The sequence below is a fragment of the Sanguibacter suaedae genome (assembly GCF_016342785.1).
In the GTDB taxonomy this organism is placed as follows: domain Bacteria; phylum Actinomycetota; class Actinomycetes; order Actinomycetales; family Cellulomonadaceae; genus Sanguibacter; species Sanguibacter suaedae.
This window is the reverse complement of record NZ_JAEINH010000017.1, coordinates 1-12,649: the sequence shown is the minus strand read 5'-3', so window position 1 is coordinate 12,649 and position 12,649 is coordinate 1. Positions and strand designations below refer to the sequence as shown.

General features: G+C 71.0%; 10 protein-coding genes. 7 read left to right on the top strand and 3 right to left on the bottom strand.

Annotated elements, in window-relative coordinates; all coding sequences use genetic code 11:
• Nucleotides 1–32: 32 nt before the first annotated feature.
• From atpD to nucS, 4 genes are read left to right on the top strand one after another with little or no spacing between them, the layout of a single operon-like run.
• On the top strand, nucleotides 33–1,514 hold the full coding sequence (atpD, locus tag JAV76_RS14020) for a F0F1 ATP synthase subunit beta (RefSeq protein ID WP_198734696.1): 1,482 nt from the start codon (nucleotides 33–35) through the stop codon (nucleotides 1,512–1,514).
• A gap of 47 nt (nucleotides 1,515–1,561) precedes the next feature.
• Entirely contained in the window at nucleotides 1,562–1,846 is a 285-nt protein-coding gene (locus JAV76_RS14015; RefSeq protein WP_198734695.1) for a F0F1 ATP synthase subunit epsilon, read from the top strand.
• Between the two features lie 24 nt (nucleotides 1,847–1,870).
• On the top strand, nucleotides 1,871–2,296 hold the full coding sequence (locus JAV76_RS14010; protein ID WP_307844256.1) for a DUF2550 domain-containing protein: 426 nt from the start codon (nucleotides 1,871–1,873) through the stop codon (nucleotides 2,294–2,296).
• A gap of 37 nt (nucleotides 2,297–2,333) precedes the next feature.
• Nucleotides 2,334–3,029: an endonuclease NucS gene (nucS, locus tag JAV76_RS14005; protein WP_198734694.1), complete on the top strand. Its 696-nt coding sequence runs from the start codon at nucleotides 2,334–2,336 to the stop codon at nucleotides 3,027–3,029.
• Nucleotides 3,030–3,067: 38 nt separating this feature from the next.
• Here the strand turns inward: nucS and JAV76_RS14000 are convergent, their stop codons facing one another.
• Nucleotides 3,068–5,902: a glycoside hydrolase family 3 N-terminal domain-containing protein gene (locus JAV76_RS14000; protein ID WP_198734693.1), complete on the bottom strand. Its 2,835-nt coding sequence runs from the start codon at nucleotides 5,900–5,902 to the stop codon at nucleotides 3,068–3,070.
• Nucleotides 5,903–6,207: 305 nt separating this feature from the next.
• Here JAV76_RS14000 and JAV76_RS13995 point away from each other — a divergent pair, with 305 nt between their 5' ends.
• The 3 genes from JAV76_RS13995 to JAV76_RS13985 are packed head-to-tail and all read left to right on the top strand — an operon-like array spanning nucleotide 6,208 to nucleotide 9,829.
• On the top strand, nucleotides 6,208–7,869 hold the full coding sequence (locus JAV76_RS13995) for a type 2 periplasmic-binding domain-containing protein (RefSeq protein ID WP_230402338.1): 1,662 nt from the start codon (nucleotides 6,208–6,210) through the stop codon (nucleotides 7,867–7,869).
• Nucleotides 7,866–8,855 carry an ABC transporter permease gene (locus tag JAV76_RS13990; RefSeq protein WP_372403678.1) on the top strand — a complete coding sequence of 330 codons (990 nt, stop codon included), beginning with the start codon at nucleotides 7,866–7,868 and terminating at the stop codon, nucleotides 8,853–8,855. The genes JAV76_RS13995 and JAV76_RS13990 overlap by 4 nt, the downstream gene beginning before the upstream one ends.
• Nucleotides 8,852–9,829, top strand: coding sequence for a carbohydrate ABC transporter permease (locus JAV76_RS13985; RefSeq protein WP_198734692.1), 978 nt, complete (start codon nucleotides 8,852–8,854; stop codon nucleotides 9,827–9,829). Before JAV76_RS13990 ends, JAV76_RS13985 begins: the two co-directional genes overlap by 4 nt.
• A gap of 7 nt (nucleotides 9,830–9,836) precedes the next feature.
• Here JAV76_RS13985 and JAV76_RS13980 read toward each other — a convergent pair whose 3' ends face one another.
• On the bottom strand, nucleotides 9,837–10,841 hold the full coding sequence (locus JAV76_RS13980; protein ID WP_198734691.1) for a LacI family DNA-binding transcriptional regulator: 1,005 nt from the start codon (nucleotides 10,839–10,841) through the stop codon (nucleotides 9,837–9,839).
• Between the two features lie 52 nt (nucleotides 10,842–10,893).
• A partial coding sequence (locus JAV76_RS13975) for a glycosyl hydrolase family 95 catalytic domain-containing protein (protein ID WP_198734690.1) occupies nucleotides 10,894–12,649 on the bottom strand: 1,756 nt, incomplete at its 5' end.

Below are 12,649 nucleotides of genomic sequence, written 5' to 3'. Positions count from 1 at the left end.
GAGTTCTCCGGCCCTGCGAAGCGAGGCCAAGAATGACCGCCACCTCCGTCGAAGCACCGGTCGACCCCACGGGTGGGTCCGGCGTGGGCCGTGTCGCCCGCGTGATCGGCCCCGTCGTGGACATCGAGTTCCCGGCCGATGCCATCCCCGACATCTACAACGCGCTGACCGTCGAGATCGACCTCAGCGCCCAGGGCGAGAGCGAGAAGCCCTTCACCCTGACGCTCGAGGTCGCCCAGCACCTCGGCGACTCCCTCGTCCGTGCCATCGCGCTCAAGCCCACCGACGGGCTCGTCCGCGGCGCCGTCGTCACCGACACCGGCGCCCCCATCAGCGTGCCCGTCGGCGACGTCACCAAGGGCCATGTCTTCGACGTCACCGGCGAGGTCCTCAATGCCAAGCCCGGCGAGGTCATCGAGGTCAACGAGCGGTGGCCCATCCACCGCAAGCCGCCGGCGTTCGACCAGCTCGAGTCGAAGACCACCATGTTCGAGACCGGGATCAAGGTCATCGACCTCCTCACCCCCTACGTCCAGGGTGGGAAGATCGGCCTCTTCGGCGGTGCCGGCGTCGGCAAGACGGTCCTCATCCAGGAGATGATCTACCGCGTCGCCAACAACCACAACGGTGTGTCCGTCTTCGCCGGCGTCGGCGAGCGGACCCGTGAGGGCAACGACCTCATCGAGGAGATGACGGACTCCGGGGTCATCAAGCAGACAGCTCTCGTGTTCGGCCAGATGGACGAGCCGCCGGGCACGCGTCTGCGCGTCGCCCTCTCCGCCCTCACCATGGCGGAGTACTTCCGTGACGTCCAGAAGCAGGACGTCCTGCTGTTCATCGACAACATCTTCCGCTTCACGCAGGCCGGGTCCGAGGTCTCCACCCTCCTCGGGCGCATGCCGTCGGCCGTCGGCTACCAGCCGAACCTCGCCGACGAGATGGGTCAGCTCCAGGAGCGCATCACGTCCACCCGTGGTCACTCCATCACGTCGCTCCAGGCCATCTACGTGCCCGCCGACGACTACACCGACCCGGCACCGGCCACGACCTTCGCGCACCTCGACGCCACCACGGAGCTGTCGCGTGAGATCGCCTCGCGCGGTCTGTACCCGGCCGTCGACCCGCTCGCGTCGACCTCGCGCATCCTCGACCCGCGCTACGTCGGCCAGGACCACTACGACACCGCGACGCGCGTCAAGCAGATCCTCCAGCGCAACAAGGAGCTGCAGGACATCATCGCGATCCTCGGTGTCGACGAGCTCTCGGAGGAGGACAAGACGGTCGTCTCGCGCGCCCGCCGCATCCAGCAGTTCCTCTCGCAGAACACGTACATGGCCGAGCAGTTCACCGGCGTGGCGGGCTCCACGGTCCCCATGTCGGAGACCATCGAGGCGTTCTCCAAGATCGCCGACGGCGAGTTCGACCACATCTCCGAGCAGGCCTTCTTCAACATCGGTGGCCTCGAGGACCTCGAGCGCAACTGGGCTCGCATCCAGAAGGAGTACGGCGTCTGAGACGTCCGTCCTGCAGGGCCCTGCCGAGATCGATCTGAGGAGTACACGTGGCACAACTTGAGGTGGACCTCGTCGCCGCCGACCGCAAGGTCTGGTCCGGGACGGCCAAGCAGGTCAGCGCGCCTGCGGCCGAGGGTGAGATCGGCATCCTCGCCGGCCACTCGCCGCTGCTCTCGGCGCTCCGCGCCGGGCGGGTGTCGATCACCGCGGCCGACGGTTCCGCGATCACGGCGGGGATCTCCGGCGGGTTCCTCTCCGTCGACGAGGACGCCGTGACGATCGTCGTGGACTCCGCCGACCTCGACGTCTCGATCGGCTCCGCCAGCCGCTGAGGCAGCGGAGGAGCGGGCGGACACGTGGACATCCTGCTCTGGTCGCTGGGAGCACTCCTCGTCGGAGTGCTCCTGGTGGCCGTCGCAGGATTCCTCCGTCTCCGCGCGCTCTCCGGCTACATCGGCTCGTTCGAGTCGTCCGTACGGCTCACCGGCCCCACCGCGAAGCCCGACCGCTGGCGGTCGGGCTTCGCCGTCTACCGCGCCGACCGCCTCGTCTGGTGGCGGGCCCGGTCGCTCCGCGGACGCCCGCGGCACGAATGGTCCCGCGAGCTCTTCGTCATCACCGGGCGCGTCCCCCTCGACCAGGCAGGACAGCCGGACCTCTACCTGGTCCAGTGCCGCTGCGCCGGGCAGGCCTTCGACCTCACCATGTCGTCCGGCGCCTATTCCGGTCTCGCCTCATGGCTCGAGAGCGCCCCACCCAACGTCCGTAACGTCGTCGTCTGAGCACCCGGCTCGACGACCCACCCCCTGAGGAGGGACCGTGCGTCTCGTCGTCGCCCGGTGCTCGGCCCACTACACCGGTCGGCTCTCGGCACACCTGCCCCTCGCCACACGTCTCATCGTCGTCAAGGCGGACGGCAGCGTCCTCCTCCACTCCGACGGCGGCTCCTACAAGCCGCTCAACTGGATGAGCCCGCCCTGCGCCATGGCGGTCACGGCGCCGGACGACGCCGCCCTCGAGCGCGGCGTCACCCAGGTGTGGGCGGTCCAGCACGCCAAGAGCGACGACCGCCTCGAGATCGAGCTCCACGAGATCCATCACGACTCCGCCCACGACCTCGGGATCGATCCCGGGCTCGTCAAGGACGGGGTCGAGGCGCACCTCCAGGCCATGCTCGCCGCGCAGATCGAGCTCGTCGGCAGCGGGCACACCCTGGTGCGGCGCGAGTACCCCACGGCCATCGGGCCCGTCGACATCCTGGCGCGTGACGCGTCCGGGGCCGCGGTTGCCATCGAGATCAAGCGGCGGGGCGACATCGACGGCGTCGAGCAGCTCACCCGCTACCTCGAGCTCCTCAACCGTGACCCCCACCTCGCACCCGTGCGGGGCGTGTTCGCAGCGCAGGAGATCAAGCCCCAGGCGCGGGTGCTGGCGACCGACAGGGGCATCTCGTGCCTCGTCCTCGACTACGACGCCATGCGCGGCGTCGACGACGTCGACTCCCGCCTCTTCTGACACCGGGCGAGGCCACCGCGCCTCGCCCGGGACCGCGCTCAGACGAAGCGCACCTCGGTCAGTCTCGCGGCTCCACCCAGCTCCACGCGCACGCATGTGCCCGCCTCGGCGCCGCCGGGCGCGAGGCCAGGCCCCGCAGAGCCGTCCAGGTCATGTAGGTCATCCAGGTCGACCAGGACCTCGGCCCACTCGTGCCGACCGCCCCCCGCGGGCACGTCGAGCCGCGGCGAGCCGCCGACGGCGACCCACGCGGGTCCCGACGCCGAGCGGGCCACCACGAGGGCCACGCTCCGGACGCCGTCCAGGTCGAGGCCCGCGAGCTCGACCCACCCACGCCCCCGTCCAGGAGCGACATCCAGCGCCTCGCCGGCGAGGAGCGTCCGCTCCGCGATGCGCACGTCGTGCCACGCGTCGAAGTCGACGGCACGGACGGTGCGCCCGAGAGCGGAGACGGGCGCCACGGGATCACCCGTCACCTCGAGGGGGACCGTGGAGCGCAGGTCACGGCTCGAGAGCCCGACGCCCAGGTCGTACGCTCCCGGCTCGACGCGCAGCGTGTGCGACCGGACGTCCCACACGGACAGTGCGCGGTCGTCGACCGCCACCGTCACCGTGCGACGCTCGCCCGGTGCGAGATCGACACGCGCGTACCCGGCGAGACGACGGACAGGCACGACCAGGCGGTGCGCCCGGGCGGAGGCGTACACCTGGACGACCTCGTGGACAGCCCGCGGACCGGTGTTGGTGACCTCGACGACGACCGTGCGCCCGTCGAGGCGAGCAGGCCCGAGCTCCACCGTGCTGTAGGTGAGACCGTGACCGAACGGGTACAGCGGCGGGGCGTCGCGGTACCAGTAGGTGGACCGGCCGTCGATGACGTCGTAGTCGAGCACGTCACCGAGGTCGGCGCCGTCGGCCACCCACTCCTGGGCGAGGCGGCCCGCTGGCTCCTCCTCACCCACGAGGACGGCTGCCAGCCCGGCGCCGTGCTCCTGCCCCCCGTGGCTCGACCACACGACCGCGGAGGCCTCGTGCTCCACGCCGCCGAGCGCGTACGGGTAGCTCGAGGTGATGGACAGCACGGCGTGCGGGTTGGCCTCCCGGGCGGCACGCCACACGGCGTGCGCGGCCCTCGGGAGCTCGAGGCCGGGGCGGTCCTCGGTCTCCCGCCCGAGGACGTGCGGGTCGTTGCCCACGGCCACGACCACCACGTCCGCGGCAGCGGCCGCCTCGGCGACCGCGACCTCGCCCGAGGACAGCGTGCGCAGGTCGAAACGGTCCGCGCCGGTGAGGGTGGGGGAGTCGGCGACGACCACGCCCGAACCGTGCTGGACGTGGAGCCATCGGCCGGACGCCACGTGAAGCACGGACCACGTGCCGTCGTCGTGGCGATGGAGACGGAACGTCTCCTGCGCGACCCACCCGCCGACGCGATCGGCGGTCGCGCGGAGGATCCAGGACCCGCCCGTGACGAGCGCGCCCGTCGCGGAGCTCCGCAGGGTGACGACACCCTCGCCCCAGTCGGTGACCTCGAGGGTGCTGTCCGACGAGCACGTGGGGTCGTCCGCGACGAGAGTGCCCTCGGACCGCACCGCGACGTAGCGCCCGGTGGTCCGTGAGCGCAGCGCGACACGGTCGGCACCGTCGGTGACGGTCACCTCCGTGCCCGGGAGGAGGGCGTCGAGCGAGGTGCCTAGCCCGGTGAGGTACGGGGGGGTGCCGGAGTACCAGTCGTGGAGGGTGCGCTCCGCGAGGGGGCCGACCACGGCCACGCTCCTGGGCGCGGCGCCGGCGGTGGGGCGCAGCGGGAGGATCCCGTCGTTCTGCAGGACGACGACGGACCTCGCGACGGCCCGACGTGCGAGGGCGCGGTGCTCGGGCAGGTCGACCGCTTCGGCGCCGATGCTGCGGTACGGGTCGTCGTCGGGGGAGAGCTCGCCGGTGCGCTCGCGGAGCTCGAGCAGACGCAGGACGGCGCGGTCGATGTCGGCCACGGTGACGAGGCCCTCGTCGAGCGCGGCCTGCATCCGGCTCACGGTCGGGCCGGCGTCGGTGTCGTTGTCCGTGAAGGAGTCGACCCCGGCGAGGAGCGCGGCAGCGTGCGACTCGGTGTGCGTCGCGAAGTAACGCTCGCCGTCGACGAGGTTCGTGGGGGCCCCGGCGTCGGAGACGACCGCGAGAGACCCGGTGGTCCAGCTGCGCAGCTCGTCGAGCAGCTCGCGGGAGACGTGGCAGGGCCGTCCGTTGACGAGGTTGTAGGCGGGCATCACGGCACCGACGACTCCCGCCTCGATCGGTCCCCGGAAGGCGGGGAGCTCGTACTCGTGGAGCACGCGAGGGCGCATCTGCGAGGACGTGACGGCGCGGTCGACCTCGTTGTTGTAGGCGAGGAAGTGCTTGAGCGTGGGCACGGTCTTCCACACGGTGGGGTGGGTCCCGCGCAGCCCACGGGAGTAGGCCGTCGCGAGGTCAGCCGTGAGGTGGGGGTCCTCGGAGTACCCCTCCTCGTTGCGTCCCCACAGCGGATGGCGCAGCGGGTTGACGACCGGTGCCCACACGTTGAGGCTCACGGAGGGGTCGGCGGCATGCTTGGCGCGGACCTCGGTGGCGACGGCGTCGCCCACCTTCTCGAGGAGGTCGAGGTCCCAGGTCGCGGCGAGGCCGACGGGCTGGGGGAAGACGGTGGCGGTGCCGAGCCAGGAGACGCCGTGGAGCGCCTCCGTGCCGGTGCGGAAGGGGGCGAGACCGAGCCGGGGCACCCCCGGGGTGACCTGGTGGAGGAGCGCGAGCTTCTCGTCGAGCGTGAGGAGGGCGAGGAGGTCGCGGGGGGTGCGTGCCGCGGGACGGACGTCGTCGTCGGTCGGGTGGTTCACGGTGAGGTCCTTCGGGTCGGAGTGACGCACACGCTAGCGCTCGAAACGGTTCGATGCACACATGGCCGCGCGGCCGGGCAGGTGGCGGGTGGCCCGTCGTGAGCTCGGTGGCGCTGGGGCGGTTGGTCCGAGTACCCATGATTCGTCCAGGTCCATGGGTGATGCTTGTCACCCGGGGTGAGGGTGACGTAGAGTCCGTGTCGTCGAATCGCTTCGACGAGTTCGACGATGATCGACCGGAAGGCACGAGGGAGTGCCAGGCACGCCGACGTGCCGCGGACCCACGAAGGAGTGAAGGACGCCCCATGAACACGAACCAGGACCGCCAGCGGCTCATGAATGCCCCGATCAACCGCCGATCGTTCCTCGGGATGCTCGCCGCAGGCGCGGCGGTGGTCGGGGTGCCCTCCCTCCTCACCGCGTGCGGAGGTACCGCGAGCACGGGCTCGACGAACGTCGGTGGCATCGCGACCACCACCGACCATCTCCCGACGTACGTCCCCATCACCTACGCCGAGCCCGACTACCCGAGCGTCAACGGATCGCTCCCCGGGTTCGAGAAGATCCCCGAGGAGTTCGTGCAGTCGGTGGACGCGCCTCCGGGCAAGGGCTCGTCGTTCACGGCGATGACCCCGCTCTGGGGGACGCCGCCGCCCACGACCGGCAACCAGTACTACGAGGCCGTCAACGAGATGCTCGGCTCCACGCTCACCTTCCAGATCGCGGACGGCAACGAGTACGGCACCACCCTCGCGACGGCGCTCGCGGCCCCGAAGGACCTCCCGGACTGGGTGAGCGTGCCGACGTGGAACATCCCGCCGCGCTTCGCGTCCGAGGTCGTCCCCAACGTCTTCCAGGACCTCACGCCCTACCTCGCGGGCGACAAGGTGAAGAAGTGGCCCAACCTCGCGAACATCCCCACCGCGGCCTGGAGCTACTCGAGCTTCGACGGGAAGCTCTACGGTCTGCCGTTCCCCACCGGCGTCATCAACGACTCGATCTTCTACCGGGACGACATCCTCTCCGAGCTCGGGATCACACCGGACGTGAAGAACGGGCAGGACCTCATCGACCTCATGGTCGAGCTCACCGACCCGGGCGCCAAGCGTTACGGGGCTCACGACATGTGGACCGCAGCCACGCTCATCCACTCCGTGGTGCCCAAGTGGAAGCTCACCGACGACGGGAAGCTCCTGCACCGCGTCGAGACCGACGAGTACCGGGAGGCGCTCGAGTGGAACGCCGCGGTCTTCGCATCGGGCGCCGTCCACCCGGACGTCGACAACACGTGGGGCAAGCAGCTCTTCTGGGACGGCGAGGTCGTCGTCATCAACGACGGTCTCGGGTCGTGGCACGAGAACCTCGCCCAGATGCTCGGCACGAACCCGAACTGGTCGCAGACGCCGTTCCCGCCCTTCGGTGCCGACGGGAACGATCCCACGTACTACAAGGGCAACCCCTGCAGCATCTTCTCCTTCCTCAAGAAGACCGACGACGAGGCCCGCGTCACCGAGCTCCTCGACCTCGCGAACGTCCTCGCCGCCCCGTTCGGGACGACGGAGTACGACCTCATCGCCAACGGCGTCGAAGGTGTCCACTTCACCCGCGGGTCCGACGGGCTGCCGGTGCCGACCGAGCTCGCGGCGAGCGAGATCCAGCCGACGTACATGTTCCTCGTCGACGGTCCCGAGGCCAACGCGAAGGTCCAGTACCCCGGCTTCGTGAAGGAATCCTCGGAGTTCACGCAGCTCGCCGCAAGCTACGCGGTGGAGCCGGTCTTCTGGGGCCTGCAGATCAGCGAGCCCGACCAGTACGCCTCGATCGGTCAGCCGTTCGAGGACCTCGAGAAGGACATCTCCCGCGGCCGCAAGTCGCTCTCCGACCTCGACGCGGCCATCGAGACGTGGCGGTCCGCCGGCGGTGAGGAGCTGCGCACGTTCTACCAGGGCATCCTGGACGAGTCGTGAGCCTCTCCACCGACGAGCGCGCCGAGCAGGCACGGACCGGGGCGGCGCCCGAGCGCCGCCCCGTGGTCCAGCGGAAGATCTCGCTCGCCACCCGGTTGAAGCGAGACCGGTCGATGCTGCTCATGACGGTGCCCGCCGTCGCGCTGCTCGTCCTCTTCGCCTACATCCCGATGCTCGGCAACGTCATCGCGTGGCAGAAGTTCTCGCCCTACACGGGCTTCCTCTACAGCCCGTGGGTGGGGTGGGAGAACTTCGTGCGCGTGTTCTCCAACCCGCAGTTCATCAACGCGGTCGAGAACACGTTGACGATCACGCTCTTCCAGCTGGTGTTCTTCTTCCCGGTGCCGATCGTCCTCGCGCTGCTCCTCAACTCGGTCCTCAGCCCGCGGCTGAAGACGTCCATCCAGGCGATCGTCTACCTGCCGCACTTCTTCTCGTGGGTGCTCGTCATCACGATCTTCCAGCAGATGTTCGGTGGCGCCGGCCTCATCTCCCAGGTGCTGCGTGCCGCTGGTCGCGAGCCCCTGACGATCATGAGCAACCCGGACACGTTCCTCCTGCTCATCACGTCGCAGGCGATCTGGAAGGACGCGGGCTGGGGCATCATCATCTTCCTCGCGGCCCTGAGCACGGTCGACCCGTCGCAGTACGAGGCCGCGGCCGTGGACGGTGCGGGACGGTGGCGCCGCATGTGGCACATCACCCTCCCGGCGCTGCGCCCGGTGGTCATCCTCCTGCTCATCCTGCGGCTCGGCGACGCGCTCACCGTCGGTTTCGAGCAGCTGTACCTGCAGCGGGACGCGGTGGGTGCGGCGACGTCGGAGGTCATCGACACCTACGTCTACTTCCAAGGTGTCCAGTACGGCGACTGGGGCTTCGCGGCGGCCGCAGGTCTCATCAAGGGCATCGTGAGCCTCGCGCTCGTGCTCGGCGCCAACAAGCTCGCCCACGTCTTCGGCGAGGCAGGAGTGTACAAGCGATCATGAGCAACGCGACGAGCGAGGTCACCCGGCCTCTCGACACCATCACGCAGGGCAAGCCCCCGGTCCGTCGGCGCCGCAGGTCCAAGCACCGGCCGGCGTGGGAGGAGCCGGCCACCCCGGTCGGGCTCGCCCTCAAGGGCATCGCGCTGACGATCGTCGCCGGGGTGGTCCTCGTGCCCCTCTACTCGATCGTCCTCACCTCGATCTCCTCGAAGCGGACGATCTCCGAGGCGGGCGGCATGGTCTTCGTGCCGGGGGAGATCACCTTCGACGCGTACGTCCAGCTGATCAATGGCGGGGTGGTCGGGCGCGCTGCACTGGTGAGCATCGGCATCACCGTGGTGGGGACCATCATCTCGACCGTGGTGTCCGCGATGGCGGCCTACGGCCTGTCGCGGCCGGGCACCGTGTGGCACCGGCCCATCCTGTTCCTGTTCCTCATCACCATGTTCTTCGGCGCGGGGCTCATCCCGACGTACCTGTGGGTGAGCCAGCTGGGGCTGATCGACAGCTACTGGGCGCTCATCCTCCCGGGGGCGGTGTCGGCGTTCAACGTCCTCATCATGCGGAACTTCTTCATGGGGATCGACAACGGGATCATCGAGGCGGCGCGGATCGACGGGGCGAGCGACTGGCGCATCCTGTGGCAGATCGTCATGCCGATCTCGCGGGCGGTCACTGCCGTCATCGCCCTGTTCTACGGGGTGGGGTACTGGAACGCGTTCTTCAACGCCGTCCTCTACATCCGGGACACGGAGAAGTGGCCGTTGCAGATGGTGCTGCGCTCCTACGTGCTGCAGGGCCAGCCGATCCCCGGGTCGGCCGGGACGAGCGTGGACGTCGCGACGGGCGACATCGCGACGCTGGCGGTGAAGATGGCCGTCATGGTCCTCGCGCTGGTCCCCGTGCTCCTCGTCTACCCCTTCGTCCAGCGGAACTTCGCGAAGGGCGTGATCTTCGGGGCCATCAAGGGCTGACCACAGCTCACCGACCGTGGGGCCCCGTGCTCCCGCGGTCGGTGAGCTGTGGCGTGAGCAGCCGCGTCTCGGCAGGCTGGTCGTGGTCCAGGCGGGCCATGGCCATCTCGACCGCGACCCGGCCGATGGTCAGGGCCGGGATGTCGATCGAGGTGAGCGGCACGGGCTGACCCTCGGCCACGTCAGCGGGGCACAGCGCCACGACGGAGAGGCCGTCGGGGATCCCACGGCCTGCCTCCCGGAGCGCGGAGACGACGTAGGGGAGCGCCACCTCGTTGTGGACGACGAGGCCGGTCACGTCGGGCATCTCGGCGAGGAGCGCGTCGACCGCGGTGCGCGCACCGGTCTGGGACGACTCGCAGGGCACGGTGACGACGTCCACGTCGAGCTCGGCTGCCTCGGTCCGGAACCCCCGGACGAGGCGCTCCGCGTACGACGTGTGCCGCTCGAGCACCCCGTGCGGCGAGCCGAGGAGCCCGACGCGGCGGTGGCCGTGCCCGGCGAGGTGCTCCACCGCGGCGCGCCCGGCGCCCTCGAAGTCGAGGTCCACGCAGCTGAAGCCCTGCGTGTGGCGGGGCAGCCCGATGAGGATGGTGGGCTGCTTGATGCCGGTGAGCAGGGGGATGCGCGGGTCCTCGGCCTCGATGTCCATCATGATGAGGGCGTCCACCATGGAGCCGCTCGCCACCCGGTCGAGGCCCGCGGCGTCGTCCTGCGTCAGGAGCAGGACGTCGTGCTCGAACGCCCGGGCGCTCGTGACGACGCCGGTGACGAACTGCATGATGACGTTGACGTTGACGTCGGCTCGCAGCGGTGCCATGAGCGCGATGACGTTGGTGCGGCTCGAGGCGAGCGCCCGCGCGCCGGCGTGGGGTCGGTAGCCGAGCTCCCGGATGGCCTTCTCGACGCGGTGACGCGTGGGCGCGGAGATGGGGCGCTTGCCGCTGAGGACGTAGGAGACCGTGGAGGTGGAGACGCCTGCGGTGCGGGCGACGTCGTCGATGGTTGCCACGGTGCTCCTCGTGTCCGGTGGTGCGGGCGCAGGAGCGCCGGTCGGGGTCAGCCTAGTGTTCGGGCGCGGTCCGGGGTTCGAGGTCCGGCCCGAGGACGACGGGTGTGGTGCCGGCGAGGTCGATCGTGACGGTCCGGTCGCCCCAGCGCAGGTCGGTGCGGCGGGGTCGCGCCGAGACGAGCCGGACCCGCGTCGGCGCGCCGCGCGCCCACTCGACGTCGACGACGACGTCATGACGGGCGCGCAGGCCCCGCACGGAACCGGCGGGCCAGGCCGACGGCAGGGCGGGGAGCAGGTCGATCCGGCCCTCGTGGCTCTGCACGAGCATCTCGACGATGCCGGCCACGAGGCCGAGGTTGCCGTCGATCTGGAAGGGCGGGTGCGCGCTGAAGAGGTTCGGGTAGAGGCCGCCACGATGGGCGGGCCCGCCCTCCCCGTCGGCCGCGAGAGCGGGGCGCAGGCAGCGGCCGAGGGTCTCGTGCGCCTGCTCGGCGTCGCGGAGGCGGGCCCACAGCGCGAGCCGCCAGGCGAGGGCCCACCCGGTGGACTCGGGTCCGCGGAGCTCGAGGGTGCGGCGTGCTGCCGCGGCGAGGCCCGGGTGCGTCCCGGGGCCGATCTGCCCGAGCGGGTAGACACCGACGAGGTGGGAGGTGTGCCGGTGCTCGGGCTCGGCCTCCGCGAGGTCCTCGGCCCACTCGAGGAGCTCGCCCCGGGGGCCGACGCGCGGGTCGGGGAGCGCGGCGACGGCCGACTCGAGCGCCGGCAGCCAGTCGGGTGCGGAGCCGAGGGCGTCGGCGGCCTGCCGCACCCGGAGGACGAGGTCCCGGACGAGGGCGACGTCCATGGTGGACGACGTGGTGGCCGCGGCCGGGGCGCCGTCAGGGGCCACGTAGCGGTTCTCGGGAGACGTCGAGGGGACGGTGCGGGTCGCGCCGGGACCGCGTGCGGGGTCCGCGACCACCCAGTCCGCGACGAAGCGGGCGCACGACGCGAGGACGGGCCACGCGTCCCTGAGGTGCGCGACGTCGCCGGAGAACTCGTGGTGGTCCCACAGGTGGCGGGCGAGCCACACCCCGCCGAGGGGCCACCACGCCCAGGAGACGTCGCCGTCGCCCGCGCCGACCGTGGCGGCGTGCCCCCAGGCGTCGGAGTTGTGGTGGAGCACCCACCCGTCGGCTCCGTAGAGGTGGCGCGCGGCCTCGCGGGCCGGGCCCTGCGCCGCACGGGTGAGCCAGCGCAGGAGCGGTTCGTGGCATTCGGCGAGGTTGGCGGTCTCCGCGGGCGAGTAGTTCATCTCGGTGTTGATGTTCAGCGTGTAGTTGGAGCTCCACGGCGCGGGCAGCTCGTCGTTCCACAGGCCCTGGAGGGACAGCGGGTTGGCGTCGGGGTGGTACCCGGACACGAGGACGTACCGGCCGAAGTGGAAGGCGAGGGCGGCGCTTACCGCGGTGGACGGTCCCGTCCTGTCGGTCTCGTGCGCGTCGTCGGGACCGTGCTCCCCGGCGGGCTCGTGGAGGGTGAGCTCCGTCCGGTCGTAGAGGGCCCGGTGAGCGGCGGCGTGCCGGGCATGGCCCGTGGCGCTCCCCTCGGCGGCGACCCGGGCGGCGCGGCCGTGGAGGTCCTGCAGGAGGGCGTCGACCGCCACGTCGTCGCCGACACCCGGGGCAACCCCGGCGGCGAGGACGACGACCAGGCGGTGGCCGTGCGGCAGCCGGTGCCGGGCGGTCGCCCCGGCGACGTCGCCGCCGCCCGGCAGGTGCGGTCCGGGGGGCGTCGGTCCGGTGCCCGACGCGTCGTCCTCGACGGCG

Excerpts from the sequence above, each read along its gene's own strand:
- atpD (WP_198734696.1), top strand. The coding sequence starts at position 33 with ATGACCGCCACCTCCGTCGAAGCACCGGTCGACCCCACGGGTGGGTCC.
- JAV76_RS13995 (WP_230402338.1), top strand. The coding sequence starts at position 6,208 with ATGAACACGAACCAGGACCGCCAGCGGCTCATGAATGCCCCGATCAAC.
- JAV76_RS13985 (WP_198734692.1), top strand. The coding sequence starts at position 8,852 with ATGAGCAACGCGACGAGCGAGGTCACCCGGCCTCTCGACACCATCACG.